The 16,641-nt window shown below is 64.9% G+C and carries 16 protein-coding genes; 2 read left to right on the top strand and 14 right to left on the bottom strand.

Going from position 1 to position 16,641, the window contains the following annotated elements; translation table 11 throughout:
• Positions 1–45 precede the first annotated feature (45 nt).
• Complete coding sequence (gene ycfP, locus PG899_RS12735) at positions 46–585, bottom strand: alpha/beta hydrolase YcfP (protein ID WP_016351064.1); 540 nt, start codon at positions 583–585, stop codon at positions 46–48.
• A gap of 469 nt (positions 586–1,054) precedes the next feature.
• Here ycfP and PG899_RS12730 point away from each other — a divergent pair, with 469 nt between their 5' ends.
• On the top strand, positions 1,055–2,470 hold the full coding sequence (locus tag PG899_RS12730; protein ID WP_190284143.1) for a nucleobase:cation symporter-2 family protein: 1,416 nt from the start codon (positions 1,055–1,057) through the stop codon (positions 2,468–2,470).
• 52 nt (positions 2,471–2,522) lie between these two features.
• On the opposite strand, the gene PG899_RS12725 is transcribed toward PG899_RS12730, so the two are convergent.
• The 4 genes from PG899_RS12725 to PG899_RS12710 all read right to left on the bottom strand — a co-directional run bounded on the left by PG899_RS12725 (position 2,523) and on the right by PG899_RS12710 (position 7,444).
• Positions 2,523–4,331, bottom strand: coding sequence for a M3 family oligoendopeptidase (locus PG899_RS12725; protein WP_190284142.1), 1,809 nt, complete (start codon positions 4,329–4,331; stop codon positions 2,523–2,525).
• A gap of 93 nt (positions 4,332–4,424) precedes the next feature.
• Positions 4,425–6,203 (bottom strand): M3 family oligoendopeptidase, encoded by a 1,779-nt coding sequence (locus PG899_RS12720; RefSeq protein ID WP_190284141.1) that lies wholly within the window; start codon positions 6,201–6,203, stop codon positions 4,425–4,427.
• Between the two features lie 181 nt (positions 6,204–6,384).
• Positions 6,385–7,302: a DUF808 domain-containing protein gene (locus tag PG899_RS12715; protein WP_190284140.1), complete on the bottom strand. Its 918-nt coding sequence runs from the start codon at positions 7,300–7,302 to the stop codon at positions 6,385–6,387.
• A gap of 1 nt (position 7,303) precedes the next feature.
• On the bottom strand, positions 7,304–7,444 hold the full coding sequence (locus PG899_RS12710) for a hypothetical protein (RefSeq protein ID WP_190284139.1): 141 nt from the start codon (positions 7,442–7,444) through the stop codon (positions 7,304–7,306).
• A gap of 204 nt (positions 7,445–7,648) precedes the next feature.
• Between PG899_RS12710 and PG899_RS12705 the strand changes: the two genes are divergently transcribed.
• On the top strand, positions 7,649–8,251 hold the full coding sequence (locus PG899_RS12705) for a DUF924 family protein (RefSeq protein WP_158197076.1): 603 nt from the start codon (positions 7,649–7,651) through the stop codon (positions 8,249–8,251).
• A gap of 64 nt (positions 8,252–8,315) precedes the next feature.
• Here PG899_RS12705 and secF read toward each other — a convergent pair whose 3' ends face one another.
• The 9 genes from secF to hinT all read right to left on the bottom strand — a co-directional run bounded on the left by secF (position 8,316) and on the right by hinT (position 16,463).
• Entirely contained in the window at positions 8,316–9,230 is a 915-nt protein-coding gene (secF, locus tag PG899_RS12700) for a protein translocase subunit SecF (RefSeq protein WP_179101434.1), read from the bottom strand.
• A gap of 112 nt (positions 9,231–9,342) precedes the next feature.
• Positions 9,343–11,145, bottom strand: a complete 1,803-nt coding sequence (gene secD, locus PG899_RS12695) for a protein translocase subunit SecD (RefSeq protein ID WP_190284138.1) — start codon at positions 11,143–11,145, stop codon at positions 9,343–9,345.
• A 147-nt stretch (positions 11,146–11,292) separates the two neighbouring features.
• Positions 11,293–11,799 (bottom strand): hypothetical protein, encoded by a 507-nt coding sequence (locus PG899_RS12690; RefSeq protein WP_270697424.1) that lies wholly within the window; start codon positions 11,797–11,799, stop codon positions 11,293–11,295.
• A 66-nt stretch (positions 11,800–11,865) separates the two neighbouring features.
• Complete coding sequence (locus PG899_RS12685; RefSeq protein ID WP_190284136.1) at positions 11,866–12,723, bottom strand: DUF6279 family lipoprotein; 858 nt, start codon at positions 12,721–12,723, stop codon at positions 11,866–11,868.
• Between the two features lie 61 nt (positions 12,724–12,784).
• Positions 12,785–13,639 (bottom strand): choline kinase family protein, encoded by an 855-nt coding sequence (locus tag PG899_RS12680; protein WP_029300402.1) that lies wholly within the window; start codon positions 13,637–13,639, stop codon positions 12,785–12,787.
• Entirely contained in the window at positions 13,629–14,225 is a 597-nt protein-coding gene (lpoB, locus tag PG899_RS12675) for a penicillin-binding protein activator LpoB (protein WP_005302153.1), read from the bottom strand. Before lpoB ends, PG899_RS12680 begins: the two co-directional genes overlap by 11 nt.
• Entirely contained in the window at positions 14,225–14,623 is a 399-nt protein-coding gene (locus tag PG899_RS12670) for a YcfL family protein (RefSeq protein WP_010633660.1), read from the bottom strand. Before PG899_RS12670 ends, lpoB begins: the two co-directional genes overlap by 1 nt.
• A gap of 68 nt (positions 14,624–14,691) precedes the next feature.
• Positions 14,692–16,113: a COG3014 family protein gene (locus tag PG899_RS12665; protein ID WP_190284135.1), complete on the bottom strand. Its 1,422-nt coding sequence runs from the start codon at positions 16,111–16,113 to the stop codon at positions 14,692–14,694.
• A complete protein-coding gene (hinT, locus tag PG899_RS12660; protein ID WP_010633658.1) occupies positions 16,113–16,463 on the bottom strand; it encodes a purine nucleoside phosphoramidase in 351 nt (116 codons plus the stop codon). Before hinT ends, PG899_RS12665 begins: the two co-directional genes overlap by 1 nt.
• Between the last annotated feature and the right edge of the window lie 178 nt (positions 16,464–16,641).

Genomic DNA, 16,641 nt, shown 5'->3' with positions numbered 1-16,641 from the left:
AGCCATCGGCTCCCTTGATAGTTGAATCCATGACGTGACGATCAATCAGGCTTCTTTGAAAGCCTTCATCTGTTGCAGGTGATGAGAGATGTTCTTGAACTTGTGCGTCTCTCGCTCATCCCACACGATGTTGTAATAATTCTTCAATTCACGCTCAGTTTCGCCATTATCGCGCACTTCATCCTGAACGGAAAGGATGCAGAGGCAATTTCCTGAATTTTTACTACGAAATTCAGACACACATTTGGTGCCGATATCCTCGTACTCTTCCGGTCGGTCGATCTTGCCCTGCATGGTGATTTCGGGGTGCAGGTTGGGGTTGAAGATCACCTGCTTGATGCCGCACAGGAAGCCGATGCGCTCGCTCCAGTACCCACCCAGCCCCACCCCGCAGATGAGGGGCTTGGGATCGGTGCTCATGTCGAGCTGCTTCTTCACTTCCTTGAGCAGGTGGCTCATGTCATGACGGGGGTGAACCGTGCTGTAGTGCACGAAACGCACATCATCATCAATAAACTGCAACTGCAGCACTTTCTCGTGATTGCCCGGGCTGGTGGCATCGAAGCCATGCAGATAGATGATCATGGATAAGACCTCAGGATCTGTGTCGGTTTTATCGAAACTACCCCAGCGGCAGGGCCCTGCGCCACCAAAACATCCTACTTTCTTGCTTTGGATCACGCCCTCGGTTACGGATGAAACCAGACGGCGCGCCGCCGTCCACTGCCGGCTATCAATCTGAGAGCCCGACCGACCGAAATGATAACCGGGCTACCAATCTGAAAGCCCGGTCCCATCGACTGGCAAACGATTGTCAGCCATCAGCGCGTGCAAGCGTGATCCCGCCTGCAAAAATACGCATGAACAGGGCCAACAGACACCCATGCCTGCCGGCTGAGCACGGCTCCTGCACTCCCCCTGCGATACCGCGTGAAGGCGACCTTCGCCTGCGCGGCCGGATCCAGGGCGACCCGGACCCCATCCATGAACGGGACAGCCAGCCTGCCCCATCTTGCCCGGCTCTCGCCGCCGGGTCGCAAGGAGTGATCTGTTCATGAACCAGACCCAGCCCCCCGGGGCGGCCAAGGGCCGCGCCATCGACGAAGTGGAGCGCCTGCTCCCCCCTGGCCAGCTCTTTACCCTCGGCCTGCAGCATGTGCTGGTGATGTATGCCGGCGCCGTGGCGGTGCCGCTGGTCATCGGCGGCAGCCTGGGGCTGCCCAAGGATCAAATCTCCTATCTCATCAGTTCGGATCTCTTCTGCTGCGGCATCGTCACCCTGCTGCAGTGCCTTGGCATCGGCCGCTTCGCCGGCATCCGCCTGCCGGTCATCATGTCGGTCACCTTCGCCGCCGTCATGCCCATGCTGGCCATCGGCGCCAACCCGGCGCTGGGGCTGACCGGCATCTTCGGCGCCACCATCGCCGCCGGCATCCTCTCCACCCTGCTGGTGCCCCTCATCGGCCGCTTGATGCCGCTCTTTCCCACCGTGGTGACCGGGGTGGTCATCACCTCCATCGGCATCAGCATCATGCAGGTGGGCATCGACTGGATGGCGGGGGGCAAGGGCAACCCCGAGTACGGCAGCCTGCGCTACATCGGCACCAGCTTTCTGGTGCTAGCCTTCATCCTGCTGGTGACCCGCTTCACCAAGGGCTTTTTCAGCAACATCTCGGTGCTGCTCGGCATCCTGTTCGGCTTCGGGGTGGCCATTGCCATGGGGGAAGTGAGCCTGGACGGCCTGAGTGAAGCGGCCTGGTTTGCCCCCATAGTGCCGTTTGCCTTCGGCTGGCCCACCTTCGATCCCATCTCCATCGCCACCCTCACCGTCATCATGCTCATCACCTTCATCGAGTCGATGGGGATGTTTCTGGCGCTCGGCGACATCGTCGGCCACCCGGCCAGCCGGGGCGACATAGTGCGCGGCCTGCGGGTGGATGGCATCGGCACCATCATCGGCGGCATCTTCAACAGCTTCCCCCACACCTCCTTCTCCCAGAACATCGGGCTGGTGAGCGTGACCGGGGTGTCGAGCCGCTGGGTCTGCGTCATGTCGGGGGGGATCCTGCTCGCCTTCGGCCTGGTGCCCAAGATGTCAGTGCTGGTCGCCTCCATTCCCCCCTTCGTGCTGGGAGGCGCCGGCATCGTGATGTTCGGCATGGTGCTGGCCACCGGCATCCGCATCCTGGCCAGGGCCGACTACAACAGCAATCGCCACAACCTCTACATCGTCGCCATCAGCTTAGGGGTCGGCATGATCCCCACCGTATCCGGCCACTTCTTCCAGCACTTCCCCGCCGCCCTGCAACCGCTGTTTCACAGCGGCATCCTGCTGGCCACCCTCAGCTCGGTGCTGCTCAACCTCTTTTTCAACGGCTACCAGCCGGACCTGCGCCACCAGCCGAGGCCCCTGCTGGTGGGGCCGGTGCGCCCGCCCGCTCAGCCGCAACCAGGCAAACCCGTCCCATAAAAAAACCGCCGGGCAGCATGGCTGCCCGGCGGTTTCATTCAGCAAGCCTGTGTTAGCCACAGGTCTGGGCGAAGCGCTCCACCGCCGCCTCCACCAGCGCCAGGCTGCCCTGCCAGAAGGCGCTCTGGCGGATATCCTGGCCCAGGTGCTTGGCCACCAGATCTTCGGCGCTCATGCGGCCGGTATCGCGCAGCAGGTCGCGGTAGGCCTGTGCCATATTCTGTTCTCCCGCCTTCTGGCGATGCATCAGTTGCTGATAGACGCCGAGGCTGAACAAATAGCCGAACAGGTAGGGGTAGTTGTAAAAACCCAAGCCCGCGATGGAGAAGTGCGCCTTGGCGGCCCAGAACAGGGGGTGATAACGGCACAGGCTCTGCTCGTACCAGCGGCCCCAGGCCTCGTCGGTCAGCGCCTTGAGCCGCGCCGGCGAGACATAGCCCGCCGCCCGCTCCGCCACCAGGGCGCGCTCGAAATCGAAGCGGGCCGGGATATTGACCAGGAAGGTGGCGGCGCCGTCCGCTTCCGCCCAGGCGATGGCCTGCTGCTCTTCGGGAGTCTGCGCCTGCTCGAACAGGGCGCTGCGCACCAGGGTCTCGGCGAAGATGGAGGCGGTTTCGGCCAGCGTCATGGGGTAGCTGCGCTGGCTCATGGGCAGGTCGCGAATGAGCCAGTTGTGCCAGGCGTGGCCAAGCTCGTGAGCAAGGGTGATGACGTTGTCCATGGTACCGGCATAGGTGATGAAGACCCGCGGCTCCACCGGCTCGGCAAACTTGGTGCAGTAGGCCCCTGTGCGCCGGTTGGGGGTGGGCGCGGCATCGATCCAACCCTTTTCGGCCATCATGCGGGCAAACTCGCCCATCTCGGGATCAAAACGAGAGAACGCCTCGGCGATGATCTCGATCGCCTCCTCGAACGGGATCTCGCGGCTCACCGCGGCCGGCGGCGGGGCAAACAAATCCTCCGGCCCCAGCTCCTCGATGCCGAGGCGCTCGGCCATCAGCCCCAGCGCCCGCTGACCGAGCCCGCGTGCGCGCCAGGTCTCCTGCATCAGGGTATCCAGGGTCGCCCGCTCGATGTGGCTCTGATGGCAGGAGAGATCGAGCGCATCGAGCTGGCGGCTGCGGCCGCGCTGGCGCGAAAGCTCAAGCCGCCAGCCATTGATGGCGTTGAGAATGGCGGCCACCGTCTCCTGCTCCCCCTCCCAGCCGGCGCTGATGGCATCGAACGCCTCCCGGCGCAGGGCGCGCAGCGGGCTGGAGAGCAGGTTGCTCGCCTCGGCCAGTCCCACCTCGCGGCCATCGATCACCAGCCGGATCTTGCCCACCAGATCGTTGTAGAGGTTGCCCCAGGCGTGCAGGCCGTCGGTGCCAAGACCGATCACCAACTGCTCCGCCTCCACCGGCAGGCGCTGATCCTGCAAGCGGCGCTCGTGACGCAGCCGGTACGCCTCCTCCCCCAGCAGGGAGTCGGCCATCAGCTGCTCAAATTCAGCCTCCGGCAGCGCCAGCATCAGATCCTCGACCGGCGCCAGCGTCTTGAACAGATCGGCATTGAGGGCGCGGGCGCGGGAGGCCAGCTGCTTGGCCAGTTCGTCGCGGGCATCCTGACTGCCCTGACAGGCCGCCAGCACGGCCAGGTTCCAGCCGATGTTGCGAATGCGCTGGGCCCGCAGCCGCACCTCACGCAAGAAATCCTGCAGCGCCTGCGCATCGGCCCGCACGGCGCCAAGCCCCTCGATGAACAGGCCGAGTTCGTCCACACTGGCGCGTGCCAGGGCGAGATCGGCGGCCACCTGCGGGCAGTCGAGGGCGGGATAGATATGCTGGTTTTGCCACTGTTGTGGGTAGATTCGTTGCTGCATCAAATGCTCGTCATCAGGTTGCGGGGCCGAGCCCCTTTGAATGCGCGTGGCGAGCCACAGGGCCCGCCACCAGGATAAAAACCGCCGGGCTGCCTACACCAGCCGCTCAAGGCGGGCGACTGCCTCTTCCACATAATCGAGGCTCTCCTGCCAGAAGGCGGGCTCACGGATGTCGACCCCCAGGTGCTTCTCCACCAGCTCTTCTGCGCTCATGCGGCCGGTGTCGCGCAGCAGCTCCCGATAGGCGTGGACGAACTCGCGCCCCGCCCGCGCCTGCTGGGCATAGAGCCCCAGGCTGAACAGGTAGCCAAACAGGTAGGGGTAGTTGTAAAACCCGAGCTCGGCGATGGAGAAGTGGCCCTTGCTGGCCCAGAACAGCTCGTCATATTGACTCAGGGTGTCACCATACCACTGCTGCTGCGCCGATTTCATCATCTGCCGCAGCTGGCCGGCCCCCACGTAGCCCTGCTCCCGCGCCGCCACCAGGGCCCGCTCGAAGGTAAAGCGGGCCGGCACGTCGAGCAGCAGGCTGGCGGCGCGCTCCCCGTCCAGCCAGGCGATGGCCCGGCGCTGCTCCATGTTGTCGGTGGCCGCCAGCAGGGCATCGCGCACCAGCGCCTCGGCAAACAGGGAGGCGGTCTCCGCCAGCGTCTTGGGGTAGTCACGCTGCTCCAGCGGCAACTCCCGCAGCAGCCAGCTGTGCCAGGCGTGCCCCAACTCATGAGCGAGCGTGATGACGTTGTCCAGGGTCCCCTCAAAGGTGAGAAACACCCGCGGCTCGGGCGGATCGGCATACTCGGTGCTGTAGGCGCCGCTGCGCCGCTGCTCGCTCGGGGCGGCGTCAATCCAGCCATTGGCCGCCATCATGCGGGCAAAGGCCCCCATCTCGGGGTCAAAGCCGGCGAAGGCGTCGGCCACCAAGGCCAGCGCCTGCTCGAAACTGATAAGGACGCTCGCCGCAGCCGGCGCCGGGGCATAGAGATCCCAGGGGGTGAAGTCGCTGATCTGCTGGGCGCAGGCCATGGCGCGCAGGGCTCGTCGCCCCAGCTCCTTGTGCTCGCCGGCCGCCGCCATCAGGGTCTCCAGGGTGACCCGATCCAGGTGTCCCTGGTGGCAGGAAACGTCGAGCGCATCCCACCTGCGTTCCCTGCCACGCTGGCGGGTCAGCTCGTTGCGCCAGCCGTTGATGGCGTTGAGGATGGCGGCCACCGTCTCCTGCTCCGCCCCCCAGGCGGCCTGGATGGCGTGCCAGGCGGCGGCGCGCCGGGCCCGCTGCGGGTGGGCCAGCAGGTTGTCCGCCTGGGCCAGCCCCATGGGTTGCCCCTCCACCACCGGCCTGAGCCTTCCTACCAGGTTGTCGTAGAGATCCCCCCACCCCTGCAGGCCATCCACGCTCAGCCCCGCGATCAGCTGCTCACTCTCGAGCGACAACCACTGATCCTGCTGGCGCCGGTCGTGGCGAATGGCATAGGCGAGCTCGAACAGCTCGGGATCCTGCAGCAGGGCGCGTACCAGCTCCTCGGGAGCGCGCACCCAGAACAGGGTCACCGGCTTGCAAAGCTGGGACAGGTTTGCCTGCAGCTGCTGGCCGCGGGAGAGCAGCACCCTGGCCGCCTCGTCGCGCCCATCCCGGCTGAGCCGGTTGTAACCGTAGGTCTGGCAGTTCCACTCCAGCCGGCGCACCTCGCGCCAGCAGGCCCGGATGGCCCGAAGCAGATGGCGCAAGGCATTGATGTCGTGGGTCTTGGGCAGTTCATCCAGCAGGGGTGGCAGGCGGTTAAGGGCCTCGCGGGCACACTGGAAATCGGCGTCGATCGCCGGGCAGTCGGGGGCGGCATAGATGTGATCATCCAGCCAAACGGGTGGTTTCATGACCTTCCTTGTCTGTTTGCGTCCATGTGGGCTGACCCCGCCTCTGTGAGCGGGTGTCAGCCGGATAGTACGAAGGGGGCAGGCCCTTGCCTAGCCCCCATCCGAGGCAACAGACGAGACAGTCTCTGACGGAATGGCTCCCATCGCAGGGATATGCTCCGCGAGGTTCAGCCCGCCGCCACTATTTGGCGGGCTTGAGCTTGCTCACCAGGGTCATGGCCAGCACCAGCACCAGCCCGGCCACCACGCCGGCCACGGCGTTGAGCAGGGTCGGCGTCACCAGCGCGAGGGCGGCGCCGACCGCAGGCAGGGTAGCCACGGCGGCGGCGGCCCCTTCAATCAGGTGGTGCACAAAAGGCCAGCCGTGTACCAGAATGCCGCCCCCCACCATGAACATGGCGATGGTGCCGACCAGTGCCAGCAGGTGCATCAGCCGCGGCGCCGTCACCAGCAGCCCCTGCCCCACCGCCCGGCGCAAGGCACCGCCATCGGGCTTTTGCAGCAGGTGCAAGCCGATGTCGTCGAGCTTGACGATGAGCCCCACCAGGCCGTAGACCCCCACCGTCATCAGCAGGGCGATGCCCGCCACCACCGACAGCTGCAGCGCCAGGCTCGCCCCCTGTACGGTGCCAAGGGCGATGACGATGATCTCGGCCGACAGAATAAAGTCGGTGCGAATGGCCCCCTTTATCTTCTGCTGCTCAAACGCCACCAGATCATCGGGAATGGGTGCAGTGTGCTCTTCACCCTCGCTCGCCTCATGGGGCAGAAACTTGTGGGCCAGCTTCTCGGCCCCCTCGAAGCAGAGGTAAGCGCCGCCCAGCATCAGGAGCGGGGTGATGAGCCAGGGCACCAGCGCACTGATGGCGATGGCGGCAGGCACCAGAATAAGCTTGTTGCGAAACGACCCCTTGGCCACCGCCCACACCACCGGCAGCTCCCGCTCGGCGCGCACCCCGGAGACCTGCTCGGCATTGAGCGCCAGATCGTCCCCCAGCACCCCGGCGGTCTTCTTCGCCGCCATCTTGGTCATCAGCGCCACGTCGTCGAGCACGCTGGCAATATCGTCGAGCAGGGCCAACAAACTGGTTCCGGCCATATCAGAGAATCCTTATGTCAGTAGAAGAGAGCTTCCCGCAGCACACCGCGCTCTTGTTGGCCACGACCTTGGTCATCAGCGCCACGTCGCCCGGCACGCTGGCAATATCATCGAGCAGGGCCAACAAACTGGTTCCGGCCATATCAGAAAATCCTCATTAGGGTGACAAGGGCCCCACTGTTAGCCGATTTGCATTGCAGGCTCCGAGAGCGATGCCGGCCGAAGGGGGATCCCTATTGCGGGAAAAGATGGCACAGTGTAACGAGAAGCCGCCCGTTCGGCAGCAACCACATCAGGGTCATTAGGCCTTGATTTATCCGGTGCCCGCAGGCCCAAGGAGTATTCCATGCAACCCTGGCAACCGCTGATCACATTCTGGTTTGGCGAAGAGACCGACGACGTCACCCGCGCCAAACGCCAAGCGCCCCTCTGGTGGGGCAAAAACAGCGACACCGACGCCCTGCTCGCCAGCCGCTTCGGTGATCTGGCCGCCGCAGCCGCCGCCGGCGAGCTCGCCCACTGGGCCGACGCGGCCGAGGGCCGGCTGGCCCTTATCCTGCTGCTGGATCAACTGCCGCGCAACATCCATCGCGGCACCCCGGCCGCCTTTGCCCAGGATGCCAAGGCGCGGGATCTCTGCCTCAAGGGGCTCTCTCTGGGGGCGGATCTGGCGCTGCCACCGCTGGGGCGGGTCTTTTTCTACCTGCCGCTGGAGCACGCCGAGTCCCGCGAGCAGCAGGCCAGAAGCGTGACCCTGTTCGAGGGGCTGGCGGCCGAGCAGGCAGACGGCCCGGCGCGGGAGACCTTCGCCGGCTTTGCCGACTTTGCCCGCCGCCATCAGGTGATCGTCGAGCGTTTTGGCCGCTTCCCCCACCGCAACGCCATCCTGGGCCGCCAGGACACGGCCGAGGAGGCCGCCTTCTTGCAGCAACCGGGCTCGGGCTTTTGAGCCTCGTCCCAGCTGCGCATAAAAAAACGGGCCCGAAGGCCCGTTTTGCATGGGAATGGCGGGGTCATGCCGCCTCCGCCAGCTCCTCTTCTTTTTTCTGGTAAGCCTGCGGCGAGAGGCCCAGCAGCTCCTGCACGGTGGAGGCCACCGTGATGGAGGAGATGGTGCCCACCAGGATGCCGGCGAACAGGGTAAAGGAGAAGCCGTAGAGAGCGTCGCCACCGAACAGCAGCAGAGCCCCCACCGTGAACAAGGTGGTGCCCGAGGTGATCATGGTACGGCTGAAAGTGGCCTTGATGGCCACGTCGGAGCAGTCGTGGATCCCCATCTGGGTGCGCGAGCTGAGCAAGTCCCGCAAGCGGTCGGAGATGACGATGCTGTCGTTGAGGGAGTAGCCGATCACCGCCATCAGACCGGCGATGACGTTGAGGTCGAACTCGATGTTGAACAGCGCCAGCAGCCCCAGCGCCACCAGGCCGTCGTGCAGCACAGACACCAGGATGCCGATGGCTTGGCGCCACTCGAAGCGCACCGCCAGGTAGGCGGAGATGGCCAGCGAGGCTACCAATACCGCCAGCATCCCCTGCTGGAACAGCTCGGCGCCCACCTGGGGGCCGACGATGGTGGTGCGCAGCAGCTCCACCGGCAGGTTGAGCTGCTGACCCAGCATCAGCGCCAGCTCCTCGGCCGCCCAGGGCAGCTCGTGGGGCGGCAGCTTGATCAGCCACTCGCCGGGCACGCCGGCGCCGTGCAGCTCGACCACACCCGCCAGGGGGGCCGTCAACAGGGCGTTGAGCTCGTGGGCCTCCTTCAGGGTCTGGATGCGAAACTCCAGCAGGATGCCGCCGGTGAAGTCGAGGCCGAGGGAGAGGCCATTGATGGCGAGCACCGCGATGCTCGCCACGGTCAGCAGCACGGAGGCCCACAGGCCGATGTAACGCCAGCGGGTCAGCCCCATGGCAATGATCATTCTCAGCATTGTTGTTCCCTCGACAGCAGATGGCTCTGGCTTCCCGCAGGGAAGCGCGTGACGCGGGCGCGGAGCAGGCTCGAACGCGCGGCGCGATGACACAGGTGGTGGTCAGTCATGGTCACACCCTCAGCAGCTTGGCGCTGCTCTTGCCCCACAGGGGGTTGATGATGGCGCGCGTGCCCCAGATGCCGGTCACCATGCTGGAGATGAGGCCCAGGATCAGGGTGATGGAGAAGCCCTGCAGCGGCCCGGAACCGATGGCATAGAGCACCACGGCGCAGATGAGCGTGGTGATGTTGGCATCGAAGATGGTGCGAAACGCCGAGCGGTAACCAAAGTCGATGGCGTTGGCCAACGAGCCCCCTTCCCGCAGCCGGTCCTTGATCCGCTCAAAAATCAGCACATGGGTATCCACCGCCATGCCGACGGTGAGCACCAGACCGGCGATCCCCGGCAGGGTCAGCACCGCGCCCGGCAGCACCGCCAGCATGCCCACCTGCATCAGCAGGTTGGCGATGAGCGCCGTGATGGCGACCCAGCCGAACTTGCGATACCAGGCCATCATGAACAGCATCATGCCGGCCATGCCGAACGCCAGCGCGGTGAAGCCCGCTTCGATGTTCTGCAGACCCAGGGTCGGGCCTATGCTGCGCTCTTCCAGGATCTTGAGGGGCGCGGTGAGGGCGCCGGCGCGCAGCAGCATGGCCAGCTCCTGGGCTTCCAGCAGGCTACCGATCCCGGTGATGCGGAACTGGTTGCCAAGGGCGGTCTGGATGGTGGCGACGTTGATCACCTCGCTCCTCGCCCGCAGCTTGCCTTCGGCATTGGTCTTGTACTCGGTAAAGACGGTGGCCATCGGCTTGCCCACGTTCTGGCGGCTGAACTGGTTCATCTTGCTGCCGCCCAGGCTGTCGAGCACGATGTTGACCTGGGGTTGCCCCATCTCGCCCATGTTGGCGCGGGCATCGACGATGTGCTCGCCGGTCAGCACCGGCTTGCGGGCCAGCCCCACCGCCTGGCCGTTGCGATCCGCCATGAAGAAGCGGCTGTCGGCCTGGGCCTCGTAGAAGGCCAGCGAGGCGGTGGCCCCGATCACCTCTTTCGCCTGCTTGGGATTGTGCACCCCGGGCAGCTCGATGCGGATGCCGTCCTGACCCTGGCGCTGCACCGAGGCCTCGACGATGCCGAGCTCGTTGATCCGCTTTTTCAGGATCGACAGGTTCTGGGTCACCGCGTTGTTGGCCAGCAGGGTGCGCTCGGCCTCGCTCATCACCAGCCGCAGCTCGTTGCCGCTGCGCTTGAGGGTCCACTGATCCTGCCGGGTGCCGGCGGAATCCTTGATGATGGTGAGCCAGGGCGCCTGATCGGCCACCTCGGGCAGAATCACCCTCACCTCCCCCTCGCTCACCCGGGCCACGTTGGCGCCGCGCAGGCGCGCCTCGCGAAACTGGGTGCGCAGCATGTCCACCAGGTTCTTGGTCTGGTTGTCGACCACGAAGCTCAGATCGACCCCGATCAGCAGCTGGGAGCCGCCGCGCAGATCCAGCCCGAGCTTGATGGGGGCGGCGCCGAGCTGGCTGATCCAGCCAGGGGCGTTGGAGTAGAACTCCAGAGTCAGCGCCGAGCTGTCATAGCCCTGCTGCTCCAGCAGCTGCTTGGCGCGCTGCTGTTCGGCCTGGCTGGCAAACACCAGCTCGACCCGCTCGCCCTGTTGCACCTGTTTGAGTGGCTCGATGCGGTTGTCGGCCAGCAGGGTACGCTGCGCCTCGGTCAGGCTGGTCTGGCCGTGCAGACCGAGGGAGGGCTGCTCACCGAAGAAGGTGGGCAGGGAGTAAAACGCAAAGGTGAACAGCATGAGCAGCAGCAGGGCGTACTGCCACATGTTCATGCGGTTCAAGGTGATACGACTCTTTTTTCTCATGAAATCAGCCTCTGTCAGGAGAAGGCTGCGCACTCGCCACGCAGGCGGCACGCAAGAAAATACGAATGAGACAGTGGCCCGTTCACACGCGGTGAGCAGGCAGCAGGAGGCGATGAGGTGGTGCGAAAGGACCGGACCCCATCGGGATCAGGCGAGGTAACTCTGACAGAAACGGTATTGCAGGTGCTGGCGTTGCAACCGGTGCCGATGGATGGTAGCAAACCGATCGCGGAAACTGTGTCTGCGATAGAAGAGGGCGGCATAGAACAGCAGGCCGCACAGCAGCAGCAGGATCGCCTGCTGGGACCAGCTCATGATCAGCTGGTACACCACGTTGCTAGGCTGATGATCGCTGCGCAGGGAGTGTTCGAGCCGCAGCAGGTGATTCTGGTGGGAGCTGACGAACTTGACGACCCCGTCGTCGCTGTCGCTGGCACTGTGGATCACCTGACCGCCATCGGTCGGCGCCACCGTATCCCCCATCAGCTGTACCTGCTGGGTCGACTGCTGGGCTGTGGGCAGCTTGAACCCCTCCACCGAGAGGGTAGAGAACAACAGAGCGAGGGTGATGAGCAGGGTCATCAGCGCCAGTTTCACTTTGTCGGTCAGGTTCAAAAAGTTAATTCCCGCATAATAGAAAGGGCAAACTACCACAGGGGCCCCGCCAGAACAAGGGCATGGGGGCCGGCCGGCCCCCGCCCTTCGGCCCCCTTGGCGCCATTATCCCTCCGACATCTGCCTGAAATCGCGGGCATAGCCCTTGAGCAGGCTGTAGAGGTGGGCCCGCTGGGAGATGTCCAGCGACTGGCTGAGATCGCTCAGCCAGTTGACGGTGCGCTGGCGCGACTGATCGGTGTAACCGGTGAAGCGGCCATCCATCAGGCCGTCCCCCTGTTGCAGCAGGGCGGTGAGCTGGGCGCCGAAGTCCTGGCTCTGGCGCTGCTTCATCAGCCGATCCAGCTCCTTGGTCCAGGCGGTCTGAAACTCAAGCCAGGGGGCCTGCAGCTCGTACTGCCACTGGGCCCACTGGGCCACCAGCGAGGCCTGGGCCGGTTTCACCTCGCCAATCCAGAACACCAGCCGCTCGTTCATCTTGTCGCGAAACTCCTTGAGCATCTCCTCCCTGGGCTTGTCGGCAAACTCCTTTTCCCGTTCCGCCTGGCGGGTGAGCCGGTCCTTCATGAACATGGCCACCTGCGCCTCGGTCAGGGTGCGTGCCAGCCGCACCGCCCGCGGCACCGTGTTCTCCAGGGTGCGGGTCAGGCTCTGCTGGGCCGCATCCAGATGGCGGGAGACCTGGGCCGGGGTCATGGGGCTCGCCACCGCCTTGGCCAGCGCATCGAGATCGTCGGCATAACGGGGCACCTCGCGCTGGCGGTGCCAGGCCATCAGCCCCTTCACTTCGTTGTCCAGCAAGCGCTTCTGGCCGCGATCCAGCGAAAAGTAGTCGTCCAGCTGCCAGACGATGGCCACGTCGAGCCAGTAATAGACGACCCGGGTGGAGCAGCCGGCCAGCAGCAGACAGAGCAGCAGCAGACTCCAGCTACTGGGCTTGCGCCAGGAAAAGGTGGTCACCATGCAAGGCTCCAATGTTGATGAAACAGGGTTGACGCAACGGATGATTCATAATGCCTGATGCCTACTCCAGCCGCTGCCGGTTGAGATCGATCAGCGCCTGGTAGTCGGGCCCCGGCTGCTGCTCCGCCATCAGCAGCGCCCACAGCAGCCCGATGTAATCGACCCAGGGCAAAAAGGCCCGGCTCTGAAAGCCGCGCGGGCTGACCGGCCCCCCTGCCCGCTCGCAATAGCTCTGCTCCAGTGCCTCGCGCTGGGCATCCTGCCAGCCGTGGGTGCGCTGGATGCTGGCCACTTCGAAACCGGGATGCCCAGCGGCGCCATACTCCCAGTCGATGACCCAGGGCCGGCTCCCCAACAAATTAGCCGGATTGAGATCATGATGGCAAGGGAGCCAGCAATCGGCGGGCTCGCGGCTGGCCAGCAGCCCCCGCTCCAGCGCCGGCAGCCAGGCCGGCACCCGGGCCAGCCGGGCACGATAGCCGGCACTGTGGGCCCGCACCGCCATCACCACGCTCGGCACCGGCAGCCGGTGCAGCCGCGTCAGCACCCCGGCCAGCAGCACTGGCTGCAACGCAGCCGGGGGCGGCGCCGCCAGCCAGTTCGGCTCGTCGCACCAGTCCAGCAACATCAGGCCAGTGGCGAGATCGCTGTGATGGCAGGGCAAGGCCAGCCCCAGCCCCACGGCCCCCTGATAGAGCTGCCATTCGGTGGCCCGATCGATGCCAAGGCGTATCGGATCGGGATGACCCTGGCGCAAAAAGTGACTGCGCCCCGAGGGGAGGCGCAGTCGATAGTTGCAGTTGGTCAGGCCACTGGCCAATGGCTCCAGCCGGCCCGAGCGCCAGGGTAGCGGCAGGCGGGCCAGCAGGGCGCGCTCGGCGGCCTCCAGAGAGCCCTCGCTCGACTTACCAGCCAAAGGTGGACTTCTTGGCCTGCTTGCGGATCTCTTTCTGATCGGCCCACAGCAGCTCGCCGTTTTGCAGATCCATCAGGTTCATGGTCATCTGGTAGTAGACATCCTTCACCTTGCCGTTGTCCTTGACGATGCTGGCGAGGTTGCCATAGACCATGTAGCGGGCGCCGGTCTGCTTGCCCAGGCGCACCATGGAGGCAGGATCCACCATGCCGCTGCTCTGCTGGTATTCGAGCTGCTGCTTGACCGCCGCCACCTTGCTCATGTCGACGAAGCGGAACTTGCCGGCGCGCAGCAGCTTGGTACGGATGGTGTCGGTGATGGCCTCGGTGTCGATGTGCTCGGAGGTCTTGTTGCGGATGGAGTCCATGAACATCACAGGACGGCCACCGGCGGTGATCTCGCTGGTGGCCGGCGACGCCAGCATGGAATCCGCCATCTTGTCGGCGATGGCCTGCAGATCGCTGGAACCGTAATCGACGGTCACCGTCTCGGTTTCGGTCGGGTCGCCATAGCTGACGGTGGTGCTGGAGCAGCCGCCCAGCAGCAGGGCGCCAGTCAAGATCAGCAGGGCATGATTCATTTTCATCAGTAGGATTCCTCAATCACTTCGCGTACGTAAATCCGGTAGCCCCGGGCGGCCGGGCTCGGCGCCAGGGCAGACAGGGTGCGGGTCTGATAGCCGTGCAGCTTGAGCGGCGTCCAGCCGCGGCCATCGCTGGCCACCTCCTGCCCCGCCTCATCATACCAATAGAACAGGTATTGCAGCTTGTTGTCGCCGCGCTGGGTGCTGGCCGCCGCCACATTGACCTGCAGCAGACCATTCTGTTCGCGCCGGCTGAGCTCGGTCAGGGTGACATTGACGTTTTGATGCTGCTCCGCCACTGGCGCGGCGCCCGCCGCCCCATACAGCGCCACGCCGGAGGTATTGGTGGCGCAGCCTGCCAGCAGCAGAACCAGGCCCAGAGCCAACCCATGTGCTTTCATCTTGCTCTCCTTGCCGGCGACCCCGAGGGGCCCGACCGGTCACTCATGTGTATTGCCATCGTTCGCCGTCACAGCGGCATCACCCGGGTCGTCAACCCGGCGCCGAGCCGCTGCACCCACACCAGGGTGGTGCGCCCCTGGTGGATGGTGAGCGGCAATTGCCGCTGCGCTGCCCCCGCGCCCAGGGTAAGGTTCACGTCGCCCGCAGGCAGCATCCCCTCCCAGCTCGATGCCTGCGCCGGCAGCGTCAACCAGCTACGGGTGTCAGCCCGCTCCGAGAGGGTATTGAAGATGCCGACCAGAATGTTGCCCACATCGCCCCCCTCCTTGGCCGCGGTGCGCCGCACCTGCTCCTTGGCCACCAGCCGCAGCGCCTGGCGGGTCAGCATGCCGGGCAGCCGCTCCTGCAGATCTTTGGCCGCCAGCGCCTCCAGCCTGACCAGCTCGCTGGTCTGCTCGACCCGCTTGCCCACCGATACCGTGAGCGGCCCGGTGTCGCTGGCCCGATTATCGTAATAGGGGATGGCCACGGTAAAGGTGCGAAAATCACCGCCTGAGGTGGCGATGGGCAGCGGCAGGAACAGCTCGCACCGTGCCGGGATCAGCCCATCTTCAAACAGCACCACCAGTTGGCCCTGATTTTTAGCTGGTGGCGGCGCCTTGCGACCCACCTTTTTCTCGGTCTCGCGGATCTCGTCCGCGGCGCCACGCCGCACAGCCAGGCGCAGCAAGGCATCCTGCAGGCTGCGGTTGTCCGGCGCTATCTGGTAACCGCGCTGATAGTCGACCCAGGCATCGTTGAGATCGCCGGCCGCCTCATAGAGCACGCCGGAGAAATAGAAGGTGTAGGCGTTCTGAAAACCGTTCTTGACCCGCCCGATCAGCCGGTCGAGCTCGGGGGCGCCGCGCGACATCAGCTGGCGCATCTCCCCTTCTGCCTCGGCCGCTTCGCTCTTTTGCTTTGCCTTGCGCACCTCGTCGGCCCGCCGTTTGAGGGCCTGCTCCTGCACCTGGTTGGCTCGGCGCACCTCCACCAGGGCGCCCTCGGCATCACCCCGTTGCAGGTAGTTGAGGGCCAGATAGTGGTGCAGCATGGTGCGTTCGTAATCGGGCGCCCGATAAACCATGGTCTGGTCATTGGTGAGCAGGCTGCCCGCCTGGGCCAGCCCCTGGCTGACCCGGTACTCGGCCTGATTGTCTTCCCACGCCAGCCGGCTGTCGGCGGCGGCAAAGGCCTGCTTGCTGGCGGCATCCTGACTCGCCAGCCAGGCGATGCGCCCCTGCTCCAGTCGGTCCAGCACATAGGTATCGTCCCCCGGCGTGGAGTCGCGCACCTCGGGCAACGCCTCGGCGGCATGACCCAGCAACAGCTGGTTGCGCAGCGGCACCATCTGATCGGAATAGGAGACGAACATGTCTTGCCAGTGGGAGGCACAGCCCCCCAGCAGGGAACCGGCCAGCAGCAGACCGGCCAGAGGAAGGCGCGGCATCACAGGCTGAGCAGGGGTCCCAGCGGCTGGCCGCCGACCAGATGCAGGTGGATGTGGTAGACCTCCTGCCCGCCGTGGCGGTTGCAGTTCATGATGAGGCGGTAGCCATCCTCGGCAATGCCCGCCTCGCTGGCCAGCTTGCGGGCGACGGTGAACATCCGGCCCAGCGCCAGCTCGTGATCCGGCTCCACGTCGTTGACGGTGGGGATCAGCACGTTGGGGATGATCAGGATATGGGTCTTAGCCTTGGGCTGGATGTCGCGAAAGGCGGTCACCAGGTCGTCTTGATAAAGGATGTCGGCGGGGATCTCTTTGCGGATGATTTTGCTGAAAATGGTTTCTTGCGCCATGGATAACTCCTTTATATGAAAAAGAAAATTCAATGCCTGTCTCAAGCGGTTCCAACGCCCGTCATCGAGGCCCGGCAAGTGTGACACAAGCCGACATTTGACACAGCCGTTGTCCCATTCTCTTCAGTTATTGTTAAAAATACCGATAGCCGGAAGACGTCTGCCGACGTTGCTCGCC

Source organism: Aeromonas sp. QDB39, from assembly GCF_027707585.1.
GTDB classification, from domain to species: Bacteria; Pseudomonadota; Gammaproteobacteria; order Enterobacterales; family Aeromonadaceae; genus Aeromonas; species Aeromonas hydrophila.
The sequence above is the reverse complement of the archived record's forward strand: the minus strand, read 5'-3'. Positions and strand labels throughout refer to the sequence as shown.

Coding starts and splice junctions, on each gene's coding strand:
- ycfP (WP_016351064.1), bottom strand. CDS start 585: ATGATCATCTATCTGCATGGCTTCGATGCCACCAGCCCGGGCAATCAC.
- PG899_RS12730 (WP_190284143.1), top strand. CDS start 1,055: ATGAACCAGACCCAGCCCCCCGGGGCGGCCAAGGGCCGCGCCATCGAC.
- PG899_RS12725 (WP_190284142.1), bottom strand. CDS start 4,331: ATGCAGCAACGAATCTACCCACAACAGTGGCAAAACCAGCATATCTAT.
- PG899_RS12720 (WP_190284141.1), bottom strand. CDS start 6,203: ATGAAACCACCCGTTTGGCTGGATGATCACATCTATGCCGCCCCCGAC.
- PG899_RS12715 (WP_190284140.1), bottom strand. CDS start 7,302: ATGGCCGGAACCAGTTTGTTGGCCCTGCTCGACGATATTGCCAGCGTG.
- PG899_RS12710 (WP_190284139.1), bottom strand. CDS start 7,444: ATGGCCGGAACCAGTTTGTTGGCCCTGCTCGATGATATTGCCAGCGTG.
- PG899_RS12705 (WP_158197076.1), top strand. CDS start 7,649: ATGCAACCCTGGCAACCGCTGATCACATTCTGGTTTGGCGAAGAGACC.
- secF (WP_179101434.1), bottom strand. CDS start 9,230: ATGCTGAGAATGATCATTGCCATGGGGCTGACCCGCTGGCGTTACATC.
- secD (WP_190284138.1), bottom strand. CDS start 11,145: ATGAGAAAAAAGAGTCGTATCACCTTGAACCGCATGAACATGTGGCAG.
- PG899_RS12685 (WP_190284136.1), bottom strand. CDS start 12,723: ATGGTGACCACCTTTTCCTGGCGCAAGCCCAGTAGCTGGAGTCTGCTG.
- lpoB (WP_005302153.1), bottom strand. CDS start 14,225: ATGAAAATGAATCATGCCCTGCTGATCTTGACTGGCGCCCTGCTGCTG.
- PG899_RS12670 (WP_010633660.1), bottom strand. CDS start 14,623: ATGAAAGCACATGGGTTGGCTCTGGGCCTGGTTCTGCTGCTGGCAGGC.
- PG899_RS12665 (WP_190284135.1), bottom strand. CDS start 16,113: ATGCCGCGCCTTCCTCTGGCCGGTCTGCTGCTGGCCGGTTCCCTGCTG.
- hinT (WP_010633658.1), bottom strand. CDS start 16,463: ATGGCGCAAGAAACCATTTTCAGCAAAATCATCCGCAAAGAGATCCCC.